22 protein-coding genes and 1 pseudogene are annotated in these 20,110 nt (G+C 62.4%); 10 read left to right on the plus strand and 13 right to left on the minus strand.

Features of this window, described 5'->3' with window-relative positions; translation table 11 throughout:
• Nucleotides 1-16: 16 nt before the first annotated feature.
• From V5F68_RS25075 to V5F68_RS25085, 3 genes are all read right to left on the minus strand, one after another.
• Nucleotides 17-679: a methyltransferase family protein gene (locus tag V5F68_RS25075; RefSeq protein ID WP_394015613.1), complete on the minus strand. Its 663-nt coding sequence runs from the start codon at nt 677-679 to the stop codon at nt 17-19.
• Between the two features lie 28 nt (nt 680-707).
• Complete coding sequence (locus V5F68_RS25080; protein ID WP_394015612.1) at nt 708-980, minus strand: DUF2933 domain-containing protein; 273 nt, start codon at nt 978-980, stop codon at nt 708-710.
• A 239-nt stretch (nt 981-1,219) separates the two neighbouring features.
• Nucleotides 1,220-1,510, minus strand: a complete 291-nt coding sequence (locus V5F68_RS25085) for a NifB/NifX family molybdenum-iron cluster-binding protein (protein WP_213375278.1) — start codon at nt 1,508-1,510, stop codon at nt 1,220-1,222.
• Nucleotides 1,511-2,682: 1,172 nt separating this feature from the next.
• Here V5F68_RS25085 and V5F68_RS25090 point away from each other — a divergent pair.
• The gene (locus tag V5F68_RS25090) at nt 2,683-3,336 is read left to right on the plus strand and encodes a Crp/Fnr family transcriptional regulator (RefSeq protein ID WP_271188570.1); all 654 of its coding nucleotides are present in this window, start codon (nt 2,683-2,685) and stop codon (nt 3,334-3,336) included.
• 407 nt (nt 3,337-3,743) lie between these two features.
• On the opposite strand, the gene V5F68_RS25095 is transcribed toward V5F68_RS25090, so the two are convergent.
• From V5F68_RS25095 to V5F68_RS25115, 5 genes are all read right to left on the minus strand, one after another.
• Nucleotides 3,744-5,567 (minus strand): DUF3141 domain-containing protein, encoded by a 1,824-nt coding sequence (locus V5F68_RS25095; protein ID WP_394100497.1) that lies wholly within the window; start codon nt 5,565-5,567, stop codon nt 3,744-3,746.
• 127 nt (nt 5,568-5,694) lie between these two features.
• Nucleotides 5,695-6,132: a hypothetical protein gene (locus tag V5F68_RS25100; RefSeq protein ID WP_394015610.1), complete on the minus strand. Its 438-nt coding sequence runs from the start codon at nt 6,130-6,132 to the stop codon at nt 5,695-5,697.
• A gap of 84 nt (nt 6,133-6,216) precedes the next feature.
• A complete protein-coding gene (locus V5F68_RS25105; RefSeq protein ID WP_394015609.1) occupies nt 6,217-7,404 on the minus strand; it encodes a thiolase family protein in 1,188 nt (395 codons plus the stop codon).
• A gap of 33 nt (nt 7,405-7,437) precedes the next feature.
• The gene (gene phbB, locus V5F68_RS25110; protein ID WP_394015608.1) at nt 7,438-8,181 is read right to left on the minus strand and encodes an acetoacetyl-CoA reductase; all 744 of its coding nucleotides are present in this window, start codon (nt 8,179-8,181) and stop codon (nt 7,438-7,440) included.
• 4 nt (nt 8,182-8,185) lie between these two features.
• Nucleotides 8,186-8,866, minus strand: a complete 681-nt coding sequence (locus V5F68_RS25115) for an RNA polymerase sigma factor (RefSeq protein ID WP_394015607.1) — start codon at nt 8,864-8,866, stop codon at nt 8,186-8,188.
• Between the two features lie 263 nt (nt 8,867-9,129).
• Between V5F68_RS25115 and V5F68_RS25120 the strand changes: the two genes are divergently transcribed.
• From V5F68_RS25120 to V5F68_RS25130, 3 genes are all read left to right on the plus strand, one after another.
• A complete protein-coding gene (locus V5F68_RS25120) occupies nt 9,130-9,600 on the plus strand; it encodes a hypothetical protein (protein ID WP_394015606.1) in 471 nt (156 codons plus the stop codon).
• Nucleotides 9,601-10,025: 425 nt separating this feature from the next.
• Nucleotides 10,026-10,400 carry a hypothetical protein gene (locus V5F68_RS25125; protein ID WP_394015605.1) on the plus strand — a complete coding sequence of 125 codons (375 nt, stop codon included), beginning with the start codon at nt 10,026-10,028 and terminating at the stop codon, nt 10,398-10,400.
• A 63-nt stretch (nt 10,401-10,463) separates the two neighbouring features.
• Nucleotides 10,464-11,867, plus strand: a complete 1,404-nt coding sequence (locus V5F68_RS25130) for a bifunctional enoyl-CoA hydratase/phosphate acetyltransferase (protein ID WP_394015604.1) — start codon at nt 10,464-10,466, stop codon at nt 11,865-11,867.
• A gap of 160 nt (nt 11,868-12,027) precedes the next feature.
• Here the strand turns inward: V5F68_RS25130 and V5F68_RS25135 are convergent, their stop codons facing one another.
• Genes V5F68_RS25135 through V5F68_RS25145 form a run of 3 tightly spaced genes read right to left on the minus strand, consistent with a single transcriptional unit; the run spans nt 12,028 to nt 13,960 of the window.
• Entirely contained in the window at nt 12,028-12,597 is a 570-nt protein-coding gene (locus tag V5F68_RS25135) for a hypothetical protein (RefSeq protein ID WP_394015603.1), read from the minus strand.
• Nucleotides 12,598-12,611: 14 nt separating this feature from the next.
• Entirely contained in the window at nt 12,612-13,346 is a 735-nt protein-coding gene (locus V5F68_RS25140; RefSeq protein WP_394015602.1) for a TPM domain-containing protein, read from the minus strand.
• Between the two features lie 11 nt (nt 13,347-13,357).
• Nucleotides 13,358-13,960 (minus strand): LemA family protein, encoded by a 603-nt coding sequence (locus tag V5F68_RS25145; RefSeq protein WP_394015601.1) that lies wholly within the window; start codon nt 13,958-13,960, stop codon nt 13,358-13,360.
• A gap of 429 nt (nt 13,961-14,389) precedes the next feature.
• Here V5F68_RS25145 and V5F68_RS25150 point away from each other — a divergent pair, with 429 nt between their 5' ends.
• Genes V5F68_RS25150 through V5F68_RS25160 form a run of 3 tightly spaced genes read left to right on the plus strand, consistent with a single transcriptional unit; the run spans nt 14,390 to nt 16,948 of the window.
• Nucleotides 14,390-15,046 carry a response regulator transcription factor gene (locus V5F68_RS25150; protein ID WP_394015656.1) on the plus strand — a complete coding sequence of 219 codons (657 nt, stop codon included), beginning with the start codon at nt 14,390-14,392 and terminating at the stop codon, nt 15,044-15,046.
• 2 nt (nt 15,047-15,048) lie between these two features.
• Nucleotides 15,049-16,113: a histidine kinase dimerization/phospho-acceptor domain-containing protein gene (locus V5F68_RS25155; RefSeq protein ID WP_394015600.1), complete on the plus strand. Its 1,065-nt coding sequence runs from the start codon at nt 15,049-15,051 to the stop codon at nt 16,111-16,113.
• Nucleotides 16,013-16,948: a DUF2493 domain-containing protein gene (locus tag V5F68_RS25160; protein WP_394015599.1), complete on the plus strand. Its 936-nt coding sequence runs from the start codon at nt 16,013-16,015 to the stop codon at nt 16,946-16,948. The genes V5F68_RS25155 and V5F68_RS25160 overlap by 101 nt, the downstream gene beginning before the upstream one ends.
• 6 nt (nt 16,949-16,954) lie before the next feature.
• On the opposite strand, the gene V5F68_RS25165 is transcribed toward V5F68_RS25160, so the two are convergent.
• Nucleotides 16,955-17,710 (minus strand): hypothetical protein, encoded by a 756-nt coding sequence (locus V5F68_RS25165; protein WP_394015598.1) that lies wholly within the window; start codon nt 17,708-17,710, stop codon nt 16,955-16,957.
• Between the two features lie 302 nt (nt 17,711-18,012).
• Here V5F68_RS25165 and V5F68_RS25170 point away from each other — a divergent pair, with 302 nt between their 5' ends.
• The 3 genes and pseudogenes from V5F68_RS25170 to V5F68_RS25180 all read left to right on the plus strand — a co-directional run.
• Complete coding sequence (locus tag V5F68_RS25170) at nt 18,013-18,177, plus strand: hypothetical protein (RefSeq protein ID WP_394015597.1); 165 nt, start codon at nt 18,013-18,015, stop codon at nt 18,175-18,177.
• 141 nt (nt 18,178-18,318) lie between these two features.
• On the plus strand, nt 18,319-18,759 hold the full coding sequence (locus V5F68_RS25175) for a hypothetical protein (protein ID WP_394015596.1): 441 nt from the start codon (nt 18,319-18,321) through the stop codon (nt 18,757-18,759).
• A gap of 589 nt (nt 18,760-19,348) precedes the next feature.
• Nucleotides 19,349-19,507 (plus strand): annotated as a pseudogene (locus V5F68_RS25180) (DUF736 family protein); the annotation flags it as partial.
• Nucleotides 19,508-19,643: 136 nt separating this feature from the next.
• On the opposite strand, the gene V5F68_RS25185 reads toward V5F68_RS25180, so the two are convergent.
• Nucleotides 19,644-19,946, minus strand: coding sequence for a DUF736 domain-containing protein (locus tag V5F68_RS25185; protein ID WP_394015595.1), 303 nt, complete (start codon nt 19,944-19,946; stop codon nt 19,644-19,646).
• Nucleotides 19,947-20,110 lie beyond the last annotated feature (164 nt).

Consider the following 20,110-nt stretch of genomic DNA (forward strand, 5'->3'; position numbering starts at 1 on the left):
GCCCGAAACTCGCTGTTCAACCTTGGCCGGCGTGGCTACTTTTCGGGCCGCCGAGCCGTGGAATGAAGCCCGGCACGTCTCGCATATAGCGTTCATAGTCAGAGCCAAATTCCGCCAAAGACTCGCGTTCTTCGGCGCGGGCAAGACGCACGTACATGAACACCAGCACCGGGAACATCGCGAGGGTCAGCAAGGTCGGCCATTGCAGCAGGAAGCCGAACATCACCAGCACGAAGCCGACATATTGCGGATGCCGCACATAAGCGTAGGCGCCGGTGGTGGCGAGCGTTTGATGGCGCTGTGCCTCGTAGAGCACCTTCCAGCCGGCCGAGATCAGGATAAAGCCGCCACCGATGAATGCGAAGCTCAGGAGGTGAAATGGCCCGAAATGCGGATTGGCTCTCCAGCCGAACATCTCCTCGAGAAGATGCCCGGCGTCATGGGAGAACCAATCGACGCCTGGAAAGCGGCTCTGTAGCCAGCCGGAGAGCAGATAGATCGTCAGCGGGAACCCATACATCTCGGTGAAAAGCGCGACCAGAAAGGCGCTGAAGGCGCCGAAGGACCGCCAGTCGCGCTTTGTCTGCGGCTTGAAAAAACTGAAGGCGAAGAAGATGAAGATCGCCGAATTGATAATCACCAGTGACCAGAGGCCATAGGCAGGAACATCGTCGTGCATGGTCGACCTCCGGACCGTTGATCGCGGCTCAATGTTTGTGAGGCTGGTTCTGGCCGGCATCCGCCGATCCGCTGCCGCTGTCGTTGCTTCCTCCCCGTCCGCCGTGGCCGCCATGCATGAAAACATGCATCAATGGGCAGGCGAGGATCAGCAGGAACGGCCAATACCCCAAATACGGGATGAGATGCGCGCGATGCTCGGTCAGAAGATAGAAGCCGCCGATCGCGAGAAAACCGATCAGGACCCAATTTGCGCGGGAGCGAAAGAAGCCACCCTCACCACCATGACCGCCGTGTTCCATTGGAAACTCCACCCACGTCAGACCAGGACGCACCGGCACGCCCTGCAACCGTCCAGAGGTCGCTAGACGATGCAGGCTTGCATCGGCCAGACGCCATCCTCCGAGCGACACGACAGCGCTCGAACCATGGCCGGCCATCTGTTCTGAATCTTTGATCCCGGTTAAACATCCGCCGGGTGTGGATCGATGCAGCAGGACCGATCAGATGCCTCGCCTGCCCCGGCCCGTGGCAGCCGGCGTCATGCTGCAACGAGAGCGGAAAAGCAGGCCACGAGTTCCTGGATCGTCCTCACGCACGAGCCGAGCCTCACGTCGATCCCAGCAGCACAAAGTCTCTGTTTCTCTGGCTCGCCGATAAAGCCGCAGATCAAGCGACCTGGTCTGGCTGCGACAATGAGATCGCATACCGCTGCGGACGTGCGCTGCGGGTTGGCGCGGAATTCTGTCGCGCCCGTGGCGGTATCGACGATCCATATTCCATCGCACTTGCCGAAGAAGGGGCAGAGTGCTGGGCCCGCGTCGGATTTCATCACGATGATCGCAATGCGATTTGCCGGCGGGGGTGGTACGCAGGCGGACCTAGCCATCGGTTCCTCGTTTGAACACCAGCAGAGTCGGGCAATTATGGGACCGGCTAACATATCGGACTTTAAACTCGATCAAACATTCGCGCGGGCAGCGCGGCATGACATCATCTGCCGAGCATCCGACGGGCGGCCGCAGAGTTGCCCCGCGCGCAGGTTTCCGGGCGGTTGATGCGCCCCGCCCGGCATTTGATTTCAATCAATCTCGCCGGGCCTTTCCCCGTATAGGTTTCCGCCGGGCAAATTGGTAGCTGCGGGGCGGTGTGATAGCCTCCGGTTCTGGCCTTCTTGGAAAGAGGCGGATGCTGCGGTTCCTCGCCATACTGATCTTCGCCACAGCGATCATCATGACGCTGAGCGGGCGGAGTATGGCCGGGACAGTAGCGATCACTGCTGATGCGACCATGGTGGTTGTGAGCGCTTCTGGCCTTGGGCCCCACAGTGACGAATGCGACGACTGCCCGGAGTGTCCAAATTCGGACAAGCCCTGCTGTCCGATGAGTACCTGCTCCTGCCCGGCCACCTGCTCAACGAGCTTGGCGCCCCTCCCTAGCAGCCTCGCGGCCCATGCCTTCGAGCGCTCTTCAGTAGGGATGGGGTCCGAAGAAGCCGACCCAGGCTCGGTCATCCCCGGACTCGACCCCCCAGTTCCTCGGCGCTCGACCTAGCGGGTCGATCGGCCCAGCGGAGCGCGATCTAGCTGCCAACGGTCCACGCCCTGCGCGGATCGGGAGCGTGGCTTGATTGTTCCATTCCCGCTGGCGTCGCGCCGCCAAAGCGGCCGGCCGAGCCGGGCGACCTGGTCAGATGGATTCAACCTTCCAGGTGAAACCGACCAGATCGAGGACTGTAATATGACTCCGAGCCAAGCGTCTTATTTGGAGAGCACTATCCGAGCGTCGCGGGATCACGCCCATGGCCGATACGACGGTCTGCAACCCGGGGTGGTCCGGTCCCCAGTTCCTTGGGGAACCGCAAACACGATCAGTGATGCGGAAAGGAACGCCCGTATGCCGATGCCTGGGAATGGCACGACGAAGCAACCCCCGGGCTGTGAGGCTTGCTTCGCGCGGGCTAACCGGGGTTTGTGCGGCGATTGCCAGCCGGGATCGCCCTGTGTGATCGCGAGTTACAAATCTGCTGATCGGGAATTCAAGGCCGGCCAGGATCTCTTCAGCCTCGGTGAGCCGTGCGATTCGATCTACAATCTCCTTGAAGGTTGGGTCATTCTCTATAATTTATTGGAAGATGGGCGACGGCAGATTTTGCACTTCGCATTGCCGGGCGCCGTGCTTGGATTCCATCCCGGCGGCGGCGCGATGATGACATTTGGCGCGCAAGCCTTGACGGATATCGTCGTCAGCACAATTCCGCGCAAGGCGCTTCCACCGATCGTCAAACAGCAGCCGGAGTTCGGTCTGCGGCTTGCGTGGCTGATCGCGCGCGATTGCACCCTGGCTTATGACCGTCTTACCAGCATTGGGCGGCATTCAGCCCGTGAGCGCGTTGCCCACCTGCTGCTCAAGCTGTTCGTCCGCTACCGCGCGCAATGGCCGGGCAGTCATATCGAGGAGATGCATCTTCCGCTGACCCAAGAAGATATCGGAGATGCGACGGGTCTGACCTTCGTTCATGTCAACCGGGTGCTAAGGGATCTGCGAAAGGATAGGATCCTGGAATTCCATTATCGACGGCTCCGGATCCTGGATCCGGACAAACTCGTCGACGTTGCAGGTCTTGACCCTCAGCTCGTGATGTCCTGGATCCGCTGATGGACGATCGACCGGGACAATATGGGATGGAGCGGGCGGAATGTCCGATCCAGCCTTGTTGCGAGCTGCCGCGTCATGCTCCTTCGGCTCCATTGTTGCGCAAAGACAACCGCTGATCTTCCGTCACCAGCGGCCCCTTTGCGTTGCGGCGTCACGGGTCGCGTCTGCGCCCAAAGATGCGATCTCACTCCACGACAAGCCTGTCCGTGAATATCCCCATCTGGCAGCCGAAGCCGAATTTGCCGGGCTTGTCTGGCATGGTCTCCACCCGAACCGTCTGTCCGGCCGACAGGTCCGCGCGCTTATTGAGTCAGCGAAAGCGACCTTCTCGGAACAGAGCGCCGTCTCCTCCCGCGGAAACGTTCAATTGCACCGGCTTGCCATGGCGAACGACGACGGTGTCAAGCCTATACGGCCGGTGGCGCTGCTGGCCGAGCCGAGGCGGGAACATCATCGTAAAGCGCCTGGAAGACCCGTTCCTCCGTCGCGTCGCGCTGCCTGCGGCCGTTTTCGATCACCTCGGAGACACGGTCAATCGCCTCCCGCTCACGACGGAGATTGGCATCGTCCTCCGGCAGCGGCTGGCGGCGCTGCTCGATCAGACGCGCGAGCGCAGCGACGCCACGCATCCACGGACTGAAGGATTCCGACAGCAGGTAGCGGCTCGTGCGCATCGGATGGAGCCATTCGAGCGTCGCCGCAGTCCAGGGATTGGAGAGCGCGCGAACGAAGGGGCTGACCATGGCCTTGTAGAATTGCTCGTTCACCTCTGAAAGATGGCGAACCTGCTCGAACTCCGCGCGCGGCGTCGCGAACCGAAGATCCTCGACACGCCGCTCTTCGAACCGGACCGAGTATTCCGGCTTATCGCAGTCGGGATTGCCGGTCGGATTGTCGATCTTCATCTCGTAGAGGCCGGGGGCGAGGGTCTCGATTTCGCCGAGGCTTTCGAGGATCGCGCGATGTTCGAACCGCGCCACCTTGGCTGACACGAAAATGCCGAGATGGCCCGCATGGGGGTTCGTCAGGTAGACAATGCGCTGACCGGCGGCCTTGAGATCGCTCGTATCCTTGTACACCACCGGGATCCAGCCGAGCGCCTGGTGCGGCGGGGTGATGTTGTCGCCGTAGGACGCGAAGATCACCAGCGGATTGCGAATACGCCGAAGGTCGGCGACGCAACCCTCGCAGATCCGCATCTTGCCCTCCTCGAGGCGATTGCCGATGAAGAGGTTCTCGACGATGGCGACGATCTCTTCCCGGCTGAGGAAATAGAAGCCATTCCACCACCGCTCGAACTCGAGGAAGCGCTCCCGTTCCGTGTCGACATGCGTGAACAGGTTGGCATATTTCTCCCAGACGGCTTCGGGCTGAAGGTTTTCGAAATTGAAGGCGAGCCACGCACCGTCCAGGCGGCCGTCGTTGAGATCGGCGAGAAGGTGGGTGGCCCAGACGCCGCCGAGCAGCCCGCCCGCGATCCGCATCGGATTGACGCCCGATTCTCCCGCCCAATAGGAGAGCGGAGAGCCGTTGAGCACGGCGGGGCCGACCAAGCCTTCGCAATCCGCCGAGAGCAGGGTGATCGCCCAGCCGGCCTGACAGTTGCCATAGAGCACCGGAGGCTTGCCGGGGTGACGTTTGACCACGTCCTCGACGAAGCGTCCGAGCGCATGCAGCACATCCGCCAGGGTCTGGCCCACGCAGGGTTCCGGAAAGAAGGAAACGAAATAGACCGGATAGCCCTCGTGCATGGCGATCCCAACCTCGGAGTCGCGCTTGAAGCCGCCGATGCCGGGCCCATGGCCGGCTCGAGGGTCGAGGATGACGACGGGTGGCTTCGCCGGATCGATACAATCCTCGATGCAATCGTCCCCGATCCGGGTGATCCGCAGGAGGGCGTAGTTGACAGGTCGTTCGAAACGGCGGGCATCGACCAGCGTCTCATAGTCGAAGTCGAGAAGCGGCGGCTTGCCGGCGCGCTCATGGGCGATCATGTTGTTGGCACGCTGGCGCAGCGTGTCCCAAAACAGAATCGACCGTTCGAAGACATCCCTCTGATAGGCCAAGGGATCACCGATGTTGATCGGCAGTCCGACTGGATTCGCCGCGACGGCCGGTTCCAGGCTTTTCACCGTAGCCGCCGCTACGATATCCCGCCGAACAGCCAATTGCCGACCCGGCGACGCCTTCGGCTGGTCAACCAGCGCGGAATCCGATCTTGCTTCGGGCATCACCATCTCCATCATCTGATCTTAAGGGCGAGGAAGTTGAACAGCGGCCAGAAATCCGGCTGCCGTGCCAGCCGCACGCCACGGTCTCGGCAAGACCCCGCGGGACGCTCGTCAACACTATATGCGGCTACGATGCCTTGACGCTGCTTCCGGTGTCAGGGGTTCCATTTGCCTGCTGACGGATTTCGCCTGCGGTCTCCCGTGCCATGGTCGCACAGTAGTCTTGGACCTTCTGCGAGAGATCGAGCCAAGTCTTCGTCTGCAACGACGTCTCTTCCAGGATGGCCGCCATGACGCTCGATTCTGCCGCGATCACATCCTGCGGTCGCCGGCACTGCACGAATTCCAGAAGCGAGCGTCCGATCCGCTCATTGGCGCCAAGGAGAGTGCTCATCTGAGCGCTGTATGTCTCGCCATAGGCCTTCTGCAGATCGGACGTGAAGGCCTGGAACCGCTTGAACTGGCCGTCGAGCTTGTCGGTACTGTCGGCGCCCGACAGTCCCCACCATGCGAATACAGCGTTCATGCGATCGAAACCAACTGGCGCCTCATTCTTCGTGGCCATTGTTCTCTCCTTGATTGTTTGGTTGCAGTTTCAGGAACGCGACATTCGATTTGCTGCGATGGGTCGCTTTTTACGCTCTCGCGGTCAGTGGAGAGCCTCAAGCGCCAAAGCGACCCCCTGACCGCCGCCGATGCACAGTGTCACCAATCCGCGGCGGAGACCGTCCCGGTGCATCGCGTGAAGGAGGCGGGTCGTCAGCACGGCTCCTGTCGCACCGATCGGATGGCCATGTGCGATGGCGCCGCCCTCGACATTGACGATGTCCTCCGGGAGCCCGAGCTCTCCGATGAGCGCCAAGACGATCGCCGCGAAGGCCTCGTTGATTTCCACGCGCTCGACGTCGCCGAGCGTCCAGCCAGCGCGATCCAAGGCCTGCCGAACCGCGGGAACCGGCCCGAGACCGAACAGGCCGGGTTCGACCGCGCCGACCCCGAAGGCCACAAGACGAGCCATCGGCGTCAGGCCGTGCTTCTCGGCCCAGCGGGCATCCGCAACGATCATGCCCGCGGCGCCGCTGTTGAGGCCCGGTGCATTGCCGGCGGTAATGGTTCCATCCTTGCGGAAAGCCGGCTTCAGCTTGGCCAGCGACTCCAGCGTTGCGTCCGGGCGGTTGTGCTCATCCTTGTCGAAGATCGTCGGCCCCTTGCGACCGGGGATTTCGATCGGCGCGATCTCGGCATTGAACTTGCCGGCCGCCTGCGCCGCGCCAAAGCGCCGCTGCGTCCGCTCCGCCCAGCGGTCCTGCGCCTCGCGCGTCACCTGAAACTTGCTGACGAGGTCCTCGGTCACCAAGCCCGAGTGGTGATCGGAAAAGGCATCGTTGAGGCCATCGCGCAGCATGCTGTCGTAGATCTGGGCATCGCCCATGCGGTAGCCCCACCGTCCGCCCGACATCAGGTAGGGCGATTGGTCCATGTTCTCCATGCCGCCGGCGATGGCGCTCTCGGCGAGGCCGAGCATGATCTCCTGCGCGGCGGTCGCGATCGCCTGCGCACCCGAACCACACACCCGGTTGATGGTCATCGCCGGAACGCCGGCCGGAACGCCGGCCTTGATCGCCGCCTGCCGCGCCGGGTTCATCTTGGCGCCGGCCTGGACGACCTGCCCCATCACCACGGCGCCGATCGCACCGTCTGCGATCTTCGCGCGGATCAATATTTCCTTGATCACGGCGGCCCCGAGCTCGGGGGCGCCTATGTCTTTCAGCGTTCCGCCATACGTGCCGATGGCTGTCCGCACCGGGGTGCAGAGCACGACGTTCGACTGTGCCATGTGGATGTCCTTTCGATTTCCCGGGGGGTGGCCCTATGCCATGTACTGGCCGCCATTGGCGGTGACCGTTGAGCCGGTGATGAACGTCGCATCCTCGCTCACCAGGAACTGGACGATGCGTGCGACCTCGTCGGCATTGCCCAGCCGCCCGACAGGGATTTGCCCCTCGATCCTTGCGAGAACATCTTCAGACATGGCACCGACCATGTCCGTCGTGATGTAGCCGGGCGCGACCGCGTTCACGGTGATGCCCCTCGACGCCGTCTCGAGCGCGAGCGCTTTGGTGAAACCAAGGATGCCAGCCTTCGCGGCTGCATAGTTGGTCTGACCAAGCTGCCCCTTCTGACCGTTGATCGAGGAAATATTGACGATCCGGCCGAAGCCGTGATCACGCATGGCGCCGATGACTGCTCGGCACATGTTGAAGCAGGAGGTGAGGTCGGTCGCGATGACCTCGCCCCACTGGGCAGATGTCATCTTGTGCAGCATGGCATCGCGGGTGATGCCCGCATCGTTGACGAGGATCTCAACCGGTCCGCCGAGGTCGTTCGCCACGCTGGCCACGCCATCCTGGCAGGCGTCAAAATCGGCAACATCCCATTTGTAGACTGGGATACCGGTATCGCCCGAGAACGCGTCGGCCGCTGTCGCGTTTCCGTGGTAGACGGCCGCAACCGCGTATCCCGCATTCTTGAAGCGACGCGCAATCGCGGCGCCGATCCCTCGCGTTCCGCCGGTGATGATCGCCACGCGCTTGGTGAGGTCATCTGCATTCATTGTGTTATCCGTTCTCAGGCGGCGTCTCGGTCTCGTCAGCGAGGCCCCGAGCTCGCCGGCGAATGCGCTCGGCCTCATCGCACCGGCAATCGAGGAAGCCGTGGACCGGACATGTCAGGCACATTTCCTCGAGCCTCTTGCGGAGCGCCTGGCGCCCGCGGTGAAGCCGGACCGCGATGTTGTTGAGCGTGGTGCCGAGGCTCGCGGCGATCCGATCCCGCGGCTCGCCAAGAATGTCGGAGCGCCAGACGACATCGGCATATTCGGGCTTGAGCGTCGGCAGCAATTTATGGAGGCAGCTGCAGACGGCCTCATCGGTTTCTCGATCCGGCTCGATCGCCAGGTTCTCGACGTCCGACTGCTCCATGTCGACCTCCCGGCGACGCCGCCTGATGGCGCGTCGCTGGTGATCGACGAGTGTCGTCGCCAGTATGCGCCCGAGCCAACCGCGGACCGTGCGGACGTCCCGCAATTGCCAGGCGCGCTCGATCGCCCGGAGCGAGAACTGCTGCAACAACTCTTCAGCCTCGTCCCGGCTGCCCACCCGATGATGCAAAAAGACCAGAAACTCCTCGCGTGCCTCGACAAGCGCTCGTCGTACAGCCGCGTCCGCTGGTTTTGCGGCGTCCTCTCCTTCCGGATCACTGCCCGAATGCTGAGCATTCGTCTCACGCCTGTTGGTCATCGTCTAGCCAGATCTTTCAACGGTTGAAACGTCCTCTTGAGACGTCTCTGCCAAAACCAGACAGGATTTAACGTTACGGCCGCGACCGCCCACGTTCTTTAACGCAGATCAAGCTTTCTGTTGCCGGTCGTCGCTACGAATCCGTCTCGGATATCAGCCTTTTCGCCGCGATGGGCTGATGTCCTGGCGGGATCGGAACGGACCGAACTCTCGCCGGCACGTCGTGCACCATCTTAGGTCGTTGGCCAGCGGTGGGAGAGCAAATGACCATGCGAGCAATGAGAGTCGGGGTGGCGCTGGGTCTGATCCTGCTTTCCGGATTGGTCCACACAGCAATGGCGGCCCCTAGCGGCGACAGCAGAGTCGTCGGCGAGGTCCAGATCTATATGGGAATCCTGCCGGCGGAATTAGTCCGCGGTCATCCGCAAGGCCACACGGAGAATTCCATGCATGGCGGGCAGCCGATGGCCCGCGGGCAATTCCATATCGTTGTTGCACTCTTCGACGTCAGGAGTGGACGCCGTCTCACCGGCGCCGACGTCTCGGCCCGCGTCTCCGAAATCGGACTTGCTGGGAGCCAGAAGAACCTCAATCCGATGGAGATCGCGGGCACCGAAAGCTACGGCAACTACTTTGAAATGCAGGGCAATGAACCGTTTCGGATCAGCCTGACAATTCGCCTGCGGGACCGGGCGCAGGACATCAAGGTGGAATTCGAAGAACGGCATCAGTAATAGCGACTGTGAAGTGATCGATCGAGCGCGTCGGTCATGTCGATGAACGAGGCGCTGCCATTTGTGACTACGCCGGTCAGAGAGGTGAAACCGCAGCGAGTCGTTCAAATGGAACGGATGCATTTCCACTCGGAAGAATATCAACTCCACAATAGTACAGGGCCAGCGCATATGGCCGATTGCGGGGCCCGATGGCGCTGGACGGGTCGACGCCGGCCATACGAACAGGCTCACTATGATGCAAGACTACATCACTGATCGGGAGCGCCAAGACAAACGCAAGACCGCGGGCTTGCAATCCCTCACGGCGCGCGCTGCGATTTCCTTCGGCGCTTCGCACGGCGCAAGTGGCGATCTTTAACCTGCGGCAAAGCTCTCACTGCGATTTCAGCTTTCCTCAGTGCCTCAGTCGACAGGAGGCAGACATGGATTGGATCTCCCAGAACTGGATCTGGATCGCACTTGCAATTGGCGCATTCTTCTTCATGACCCGCATGGGCGGCCGCGGAATGGGCCGATCGGCAAGCCACAGCCACGGAAGCGGGCAAGACGGCCCACCATCCGACGCTGGAGCCGGTCCGCGGTCGGTTCTTGATCCCGTAAGCCGGCAGTCTGTCAGCGGCAGTTCGTCGATATCTTCGGTCTATCGGGAGCGCGCCTACTATTTCGAGTCCCGCGAAAACCGTGAGGCGTTCGAGGCCGATCCCGAAAAGTATCTGACCGGGATGGCTGCTTCGGGCCAAGCGATCGATAACCAGCGCGACGACAACCATCCCCAGCACCACCGACATGGCTGCTAGGGCGCAGAGGTCCCGGACCGTTCGGCTTGGTTCCAATACGGGTAGAGAACCTCAGAGGCCGGAATGAACCAAACGGGCACGATCGAAAACCGGACGTTCGACGAGATTCGGATCGGTGACACCGCCAGCATCGTCCATACGCTCGTCCGAAAGGACGTCGAGCTCTTTGCCGTCATGTCGGGGGACGTCAATCCCACTCATGTCGATGAAGCGTTCGCCAAGAGCGATCTGTTTCACAAGATCGTAGCACACGGCATGTGGGGCGGTGCCCTTATCTCGACCATTCTCGGCACCGAGCTGCCAGGCCCAGGCACCGTCTATTTTGGCCAGACTCTTCGTTTCCATCGCCCAGTTGGTCTCGGCGACACCATCACGGTGACCGTGCGGGTCGCCGAAAAGATTGAAGACGGGCATCGCGTCCTTCTCGACTGCAAGGCGGTCAATCAGCTCGGTGAGATCGTCATCAGTGGAATTGCAGATGTGATCGCGCCAACGGAGAAAATCTCTCGCCAGCGCACGATTCTGCCAGAGGTAGAGTTCGTCGAGAAAGGGCGTTGGCATCGCCATCTCATGAAATTGGTCCAAGGTCTTGAGCCAATTCGCACGGCTGTGGTGCATCCCGTCGATACGACATCACTACTCGGCGCGATCGAGGCTGCTCAACAGAAGCTGATCGTCCCCATCCTGGTCGGACCTGAGGCAAAGATTCGGGCCGCTGCTCAGCAAGCTGCGCTCGATCTGTCCCCCTTTGAAATCGTCCCAACGGAGCACAGCGATGCTGCGGCGGCACAGGCGGTCGCGATGGCGCGTGCCGGCAAGGTCGGGGCCTTGATGAAGGGGGCGCTGCACACCGATGAACTCATGGGCGCCGTAGTGGATCGCGATCATGGACTGCGGACCGCGCGGCGGGTCAGCCATGTGTTCGCGATCGACGCGCCACGCTATCCACGCCCGCTCTTCATCACCGACGCGGCGATCAATATCAATCCCAATCTCGACGACAAGCGCGACATCGTGCAGAACGCGATCGACTTGGCTCATGCCCTGGGACTCGCGACGCCGAAGGTAGCCGTCCTGTCGGCCGTCGAGACGGTGTCGTCGAAGATTCCATCGACACTCGACGCCGCAGCTCTCTGCAAGATGGCGGACCGCGGCCAGATCACCGGCGCGCTCCTCGACGGCCCGCTCGCGTTCGACAATGCCGTTTCCATCGATGCGGCAACGACGAAGGGCATCATCACTCCCGTCGCGGGCCAAGCAGACATCCTCCTTGTGCCTGACCTCGAGGCCGGAAACATGCTGGCGAAGCAGCTTGAATATCTTGCCGAGGCCGAAGTCGCCGGCATCGTGCTGGGCGCGCGTGTCCCGATCATCCTGACCAGCCGTGCAGGCACGACGGCCGCGCGGTTGGCCTCCTGTGCCATCGCGCTTCTGCTCGCCCGCTATAGGGCCGGTATCCGGCCGTGACAGGCGCAATCATGGTCCAAGATGTCGGATCTTTGATCTAGCGATCCAAGTCGGTCTCATTCAAACCGGCGGGCCTCGACATGAAGCTACGAGCAATGTCTGTTCGTGCGTGCTTCCAGAGCTTGATCATGCATTTCACTCAACATTCGCGGCTCGCCATCTACGCCCGTGGATAGTGCATTTCCAGTGTGGCGGCGCAGGCTTCTATACTGCCGATGAGGCCATCCGCAATCGAATTGCCGGGCTTCGGCGCTGTCATGAAGGTGGCAATGGCCCTGTTCCAGGCGGCTTCGCCGACGCATGTGTGGAGGGCGTTGTCGGCCAAAATCTCAACATGGCGTTCGCCCAAGGACACGAAGAGCAGCATGCCGGGACGATGTTCGTGGTCGGCCAGGATCCGTGCCGCAAACTCACGACGGGCCAAGCCGACACAGTGCTCGCGCTTGATCCGGCCAGGCACGAGCAACAAACGTAGAGGCAACCAATCAAAGATCAGAGCCGAGCTCGCGAACGTCCCCGCCTGGATCAGAAAGCCGATGGGGAGTGGCAATAGCGGCCAGAAGATCGCCAATAGGCCTCCGACTGCAAGGGCGGCTGCAGCCGCCCATATCAGCGGAAAAAGCAAATACCGATCGCTGAGCGGAGTGACCACCAACGCGAAGTGTGCGCCAGTGCGCCGTTCAACGGTCGTCATAAGCTCGTGTAGGCGTCGGCTGTCGTCGTCGGACATGCATTTCATCTTCATCACCAGCGTCCTGATGCTCCCCCGCCACCAAACGAGCCTCCGCCGCCGGAAAACCCGCCGCGCGAGAAGCCGCCACGCCCGGGCCCCCCGTGCCGTCCGCGGAATCCGCCAAGGAACAGCAGAGGCCAGAAGAAACGGCCGAAGATGAACATGATGACGATAATGGCGATGACGCTTCCGCCTCCACTACCGTCTTCGTCTTGGCTCTTTCGTTGCTCGGTTTGCTGGGGCAGGGCAGACGCATCGCCGCCCAGAACACGCAGAAGCGTCGTTGCCCCGACAAGAACGCCGGTGTTGAAATCGCCCTTCCGAAATTCGGGCAGGATGAGATTCTCGATGATCAGCCTGCTCTGTGCATCGGTGAGCCGACCCTCCAGGCCGTAGCCGACTTCAACCCGCACATTGCGTTCGTTCGGCGCTACCAACAGCAATGCACCGTTGTTCTGACCCTTTTGTCCGATCCCCCAGGCGCGGCCCAACTGATAGCCAAAGTCGTCGATGGAATAGCCTTGAAGTGATTTGATCGTTGCAATGACAATCTGGTTCCCGGTCTGCGCCTCATGCTGAGCCAGCATTTGTGTCAGCTTTTGCTGCGTTTCAGCTGAAAGGATACCTGCGTCATCCACGACGCGACCGGTGAGGGGTGGAAAAACCGGCGCTGCGTAGAGCGCGGTGGCAAGCAATACATAGACCAGCCCTGCGAGAAGTGCTTGCCATGCGACCTGCGGATGCATGCGGGGGCGGATCATAGTTTGACTTGCGGCACTTCTTGCGCCTTTTCATCGATCGTAAAGGTTTCTCTCACCTTGGCGTTCGGATAAAGGATAGCTGCGATCCATCGGCTGGGAATGGTGCGCAAGGTCGTGTTGTAGGTTTGCACCGTGCCGATATAGTCGCGCCGCGCGACGGCGATGCGGTTCTCCGTGCCCTCGAGCTGCGATTGAAGCGCTAGGAAATTTTGGTTCGACTTGAGATCGGGGTATTGCTCGCTGATAGCCAAAAGGCGTCCCAAGGCCCCGCCAAGAGATGCTTGGTTTTGTTCGAACTGACGGAAGGCGTCCGGGTTGGTGAGGATGTCCGCCGGCAAGGTCACTTGGGTGGCGCGCGCACGAGCCTCGGTGACCTGCGTCAACACCGTCTGCTCCTGTTTAGCATAGCCCCTCACCGTTTCTACCAGGTTGGGAACGAGATCGGCGCGTCGTTGATACTGGTTCAGCACCTCGCTCCAAGCAGCTTTCACCTGCTCATCCTGGGTTGGCACAGCGTTGATACCGCAGCCGGCGAGGCCGATCGCAAGAAGGAGGACCGCGCCGACGCGAGCGGCCAAGCGTGCAATCGGATGGCTCATTCTATTGTCTCCTCCCGGACGACAGGGCGATCCAGGGATGGCGGAATTGCCAGGCATTTTTCGTCTGATGCAGCCTTGGCTCCCGGGAGCGCTCAGACTTCGAGTTTTTGACCTTAGGTGGTACGCTTGTTGGGAATCTTTGATCCTGATTAAGGAACCGCGCTTTGGCCGCGCACAGTGTTCATCCGCGATGAACCTCAGCATCCGATGTGTCTTGTGACACGTACACATCGACTGCCAATCGCACAGATGCTCGCCGTCCCGAAGAATTGCGCTATCGCTTCGACGTCCATGGCAAGATTCGAGCTATTGTTGCGGCGCCAATAGACGTTGCTAAACCCACACCATTTTGGAGAGAGCTGATATAGTCCTTCAGCTTCACGTCAGCATAGGATGGTATTTGCTCAAGGCAATTTCTTGGGAGAGACCTTGCGCATATTACTGATCGAAGACGACCAGGTGCTGGGCACGGCCATCCGCGATCACATCGCGTCAAACGGCCACGGCGTCGACTGGGTGCAGCGGATCGACGACGCGCGATTGGCCCTGGCCACCGTCGGGTATGAGCTGATCCTCCTCGACCTCGGGCTGACCGACGGTGACGGTCTGGCCTTGTTGCGCGAATTGCGCGCCGCGCGAAACCCGGTGCCCGTCATCATCGCAACGGCACAGGACCAGATCGCCGTCCGTATCGAGGGGCTGAACGCGGGGGCGGACGACTATCTGGTCAAGCCGTTCGACCTCAGCGAAATGATCGCGCGGATTTCCGCCGTGACGCGCCGCTACACCGGCGATCCGAACCCCGCCATCGACATCGGCCCTGTCTCGATCGACCTGGCCCTGAGGCTGGTCACGGTGGCGGGCGAGGATGCCGGGATCACCGCGCGGGAATGGGCGGTGCTGGAACGGCTCGTCCGCCATCGTGGCGCCGTCGTCACGAAGAGCGAGATCGAGGATTCACTCTATGAATTCGGCGCGGAAATCGACAGCAACGCCGTCGAAGTCTATGTCAGCCGTCTGCGCAAGAAGCTCGGCAGGGAGTTCGTGAGCACCGTCCGGGGCCTCGGCTACAAGGCGGGAAGCTGAGATTGGCGCGTCCTTCGATAGCCTGGCGCCTCGCCGCCGGTCTTTCGGCGACCATGGCCGTGCTTTGGATCGGAGCCGCGGGCCTCGCCGGCACGGTCATGTATGCTCAGATCAACGAGGCTTTCGACCAATCCTTGCGCCAGGGTGCGCTTCGTCTGCTGCCGCTGGCGGTTCATGAAATCGGCGAGGGTGACAAATATGGCTTGGATCGCGTGCGGGGTTCCGATCGCGACGAGGACGAAGCCTACTTCACCTACTACCTGATCGATCAGCATGGCGCCATGGTTCTGCGGACGGACGACGCCCCGGACATCTCGCCGCCGGTCCTCGTCTCGGCCGGCTTCTCGGATGTCGACGGCAAGCGCCTGTTTTCGAAGACGGACCCCCGATCCGGATTCTCGATCGTCCTTGTCGAGCGCACGGAGCACCGCCGCGCGGCTTTGAGGGCAGCGCTGGCTACAATCCTGTGGCCGCTCGCCGGGCTAATACCGCTGGTCGGGGGCGGCATCTGGATCGCGATCCGGCTGGGGATGCGTCCCGTCGAGCGGTTGACGCACGACATTTCGCAGCGCGGCAGCCGGAACTTGTCGCCTTTGACGTCGGACGGACAGCCTGCGGAACTCGCGCCCATCGCAGAGGCGGTGGCAAGCCTGCTCACGCGCCTTAGCGCGGCACTGGATGCGGAGCGGGCGTTTGCGGCCAGCAGCGCCCACGAATTACGAACGCCGATCGCTGGAGCCTTGGCTCAGACGCAGCAATTGGCGATCGAACTCGGCGACCAGCCGGCCGGCCGGCGTCTGAGGGAGGTCGAGTTCTCCTTGAGGCGCCTGGCGCAACTGTCCGAAAAGCTGCTGCAGCTCTCGCGCCTCGATGCGGGCTTCGCTGCGGATGCAGGTCCGGCCCGCCCGCCGGCTTTCGTCGCCACGAAGGCCGCGAGGGTCGCGGTCGAACCGACGGAGCATCCCAATGAGCGAGCACGACGACTACGAACCGCACCACACCTCTTCACCCACCGACCATGTCCTCAGCGAACTCCAGCTTTACGGCTACCGTCCCTTCACGGATGAATCCGATCCACGACCGCTTCCGGAGGGCGATCACGTCGCCGGCGCCATCGCCGATATCTTTGACGCCCTGATCGCCACCCTGGAAGACACCCGCCTCGAGCCCGACCTCGACGATCTCCTCTGGTCGACCGTCAACGTCTTCCACCGAGCCACCGACCGGATCGAGCGCGAGTTGGACGACAATGAACAGGCGCAACGTCGCGGTCAGCGCGAACAGGACGGCAGCGAAGTGAAATCCGTCGAGCTGGAACGCCTGACGGCCGAGGGGCGGACGCTGATCGAGCGCCGTAACGCCTTCGAGCTGATGCGCGACCAGGCCGCCGAGCACTACGAGCGCCACACCAGATCAAGCTGGAAGCCGCGCAGTGGATCGATGGTCAACCACAAGGCGATGACGTCGGCCATGATCGACAGTCGCGATTTTCTCACCGCGAAGAAGCGTGCCGCGCAGGAAGTGCTGTTGCCACCCGGCCCGAAGATCGCCTTCTCCGGCGGGCTCGACTTCAACGACCACCGCCTGATCTGGGCGAAGCTCGATCAGGTCCACGCCAAGCACCCCGACATGGTGCTGATGCACGGCAAGTCGCCGAAGGGCGCCGAGAAGATCGCCTCCCGCTGGGCCGACCATCGCAAGGTGCCGCAGATCGGCTTCGCCCCCGACTGGACGAAGCACGCCAAGGCCGCCCCGTTCAAACGCAACGACGCCATGCTGGAGGTGCTGCCGATCGGGGTCATCGTCTTCCCCGGCACGGGCATCCAGGACAATCTCGCCGACAAGGCCAGAAAGCTCGGCATCCCAGTCTTCGATTTCCGCCCGAAGGGAGGCGGCGCGTGAGCGCCGTCAGTCCAATTCGACGCCCCAGAACTTCAGGACGGAAAGCACTTCCTCTTTGGGGTAGTGGAGAAAGGCAGCATTCGCGAGGTCGGTCTTCAGCCTGCCTTTGCGCTTGGCAATCTCACGTTCGATCCGCTCGCCGAACGGCGCTGTTCCCGGCGGTAGAATCCCCAGACGCTCCGGGCTTGGCCAGGTTTTTGGATAGCCTTCGGGGATCCAGCCGTTCTTGACCTTCTCGGCTTGCTCGGCGACCGATGGATGCTCGCAAGCCCAGCCATAGAGGTGAAAGGCGCAAACCCGCAGCATGGCCTTGATCTCAGGCAGCGCGTCCGTGAAGCCTTTGAGCGGCGTCGGCAGCCACACCATATTCGCGACGCAGGAGAAGTAGCGCGGGTCTTGTACCACGCTGCTTTGCTGCGCGAACGACGGATCGTCGTATCCCCATATGTGGCAGACCGTCCAATTCTTCGGTTTTGGAGCCGCGACGCCGAGCGCGGCCACAAGCGCGTTGAGCGCGGCGACATTGCCCTCGAATTTCTCAGCGGTGATCTTCGTTGCCTTTTTGGTATTCGTGTACCGGCGCGCCCAGGCAGAGTCATAGAGCGGACGACCGCGAGCCGTATGCGGCGCCCATACCGGCAGGCGGCGGAACGTCTCGGGATGGACCCAGCGGGCTGTTCGTTCGATCAGTTCGACCACGGCAGGGATATCGTCCCGGAGCGCCTCGTTACCGTCGGGTATGTAAAATCCGGCTGCTGCCATCGCTCGCTCGCGTCCTCCTGCCCTCCGACGCGGACGACCAGGACACGGCTCGAATCCAACGCAGTGAAACTGTTGAGAGACGATCTTAGCACCCGGTCGAAGCGAGACACCATCCCCCGCTTCCATCGCGCTAATCCTTGGTCCGGCCGAGGGCCTGACGCCATCAACCCGTAAAGGGTCGGCTATGCGCGCATGCCGCCGCTGCGGCTTTGCCTACGCGGTGATTGCAGCCCTCGGCCGGACACATCGGGCGCCTGTCACGCGGGGGATGGTCCCCCGCCTCCAAGACAGGAGTCGGAACGATGTCCCTCAACGATGCACACGCCTTCGCCTTCAGCCTCGCCACCACTCTCATGGTCGCAATCGTCATCTTCAAGGCTGGCGACGGCACGCATTCGGTCACGCCCATCACCGAGTTCGACGGCGACGCCGAGGTCGTGGCGGAGATCGATCCCTTCGCCTCCTGACGGTGCGTCGCTCTGGCGAAGCGGAGATCCTTGCCGGATTTCCGCTCCCGTCCCCGCTCGTCTTCGGCTATACTTAAACCCGCGCCGTGGTGGTGGTGGAAGGCGCGACCGTCAGACCTTTATCTCACGGAGACCACCACCATGATCTTCATCGGCATTCTCTTCAGCATCGCGGCCATCGGCTTCCTCTGCTGGCTGCTGTTCACGCTCGCCGTCTTCGCACTGCCCTTCTTCGCGGGCGTCACCGCTGGAATGTGGGCCTATGACACCGGCGCCGGCTGGCTTGGCGCGATCCTCGTCGGCGCGCTCGCGGCCGGGCTCACCTTTGGCGTTGGCCAGTTCCTGCTCGTATTCGTCCGACCGCTCTGGGCACGCGTCGCCATCGCGCTCGCCTTCGTCGCCCCGGCCGCAATCGCCGGCTACCATGCCACGCATGGCATCGTAAAACACACCATGCCGTCGGAGGGCTGGCAGCTTACCTTTTCCGTTGTTGGCGCGGTCGCCGTCGGCGTGACGGCGCTGATCCGGATGGCGGCGATGGCGACGCCCGGTTCGACCGGACAGGGCCTGGCGCGGGGCTGAACGCACCGAGATGACCGGGGCGGACCAGACGTTGGACGTGCCCGGCCACCAGCATCGTCGCGACATTGGCAGACGCAGCATTGGCACGGACAAGCAACCCAGTCGATCAGACGTGTCTCATTGGAGCGATGGATGAGGTCGAATGACGCACATCCCGACCTGACGCTGGGCGGTCGGTGCCCGCGTCTTGAGCGAGGCCTTGAGCAACAGCTTCCGAGTTTTTGAAGGCCTGCGCGGAGGAGCCATCTTTGCCGGTGGACGTCGTAACCGGGATCGCGGCGGTTGCGACGGTGTCGCCACGTTCTCCGTTGATCCGTCTCTGTCAGGTCGACCGCTCCAAAACGGCCTCTTCAATGGGCTGATCTGGCCGAAGGTCGGCTGCGCCTCGACCGCCTATGCCGCAACGGCGCGGACGCGACTTTCTTCCCCTGGGCTGCGCCCATTCCTCGCGAAACAACAAAGTCGCTCTCGCGCCATCCTCCGCTGGCGCTGCGGTCGCGAGCGATGCGGCGTCGGTCGCCTCCGGCCCCTCGATCGCCATCGAGGCCGCAATGGTGCGGGCTCGGAACAGAGTTCAAGGAGAACTACCATGGCGACCATCGGCACCTTCAAGAAGACCGGCAACAACGACTTCACCGGCGAAATCGTCACCCTCTCGCTCCAGACCAAGAACGTCCGCGTCGTGCCTGAGGCCAACCGCTCCGGCGACAACGCCCCCAGCCACCGCGTCTTCGTCGGCCGAGTCGATTATGCGTAGCGCGGGATTATGCGGAGTCGGGCGTTGGAAGGGCTGGTTTTCCGGGGTTTTGTCGCTTTTTCGCTCCGCATAATAACGGGCCGATGCCCGCGGCGCCCCGCCGTGTAGCGGGACGCCGCGGTGTCGATCAGCGCGACCAGATCAGGGCGAACTCGCCTTCGTCGCCTTCGAAGAGGTTGGCGTAGATCGGCGCGGTGAAGGACGGATCGTCGAGCTTGACCGAGTGGTAGGTCCGATCCTCCTTCGAGGTCCGGCGCCAGGCGGCCCCGATCTCGACGCCGGAGACGATCACCCGAAGGTCGGGCGCCTTGTCGCTGGTGGAGGCGGGATCGCTGGGGACGAGGCGCGCCTTGGCGTCGATCGCGAGCGTCTTGATGGTGCCGGTGTAGGTGCCGTCGTTGCCGCGGGTGAACGAACCGATCTGGGACATGGTGGATCTCCTGTGCTGTGCTCAAGCCCGCGACCATCGCGGCCTTGTGGCGATCGCGAGCCCCGGGACGGCCGACCCGCACCGTCAGGCCGCAGCGGATGCGAAGGACGGCGCGCGGCGATCTTGTTGTTTGCGCGAGGAGCGGCGCAGCCGCGGGGAAGAAG

Origin of the sequence: Roseixanthobacter pseudopolyaromaticivorans (assembly GCF_043195145.2) — a bacterium.
Lineage (GTDB): Bacteria > Pseudomonadota > Alphaproteobacteria > Rhizobiales > Xanthobacteraceae > NCEH01.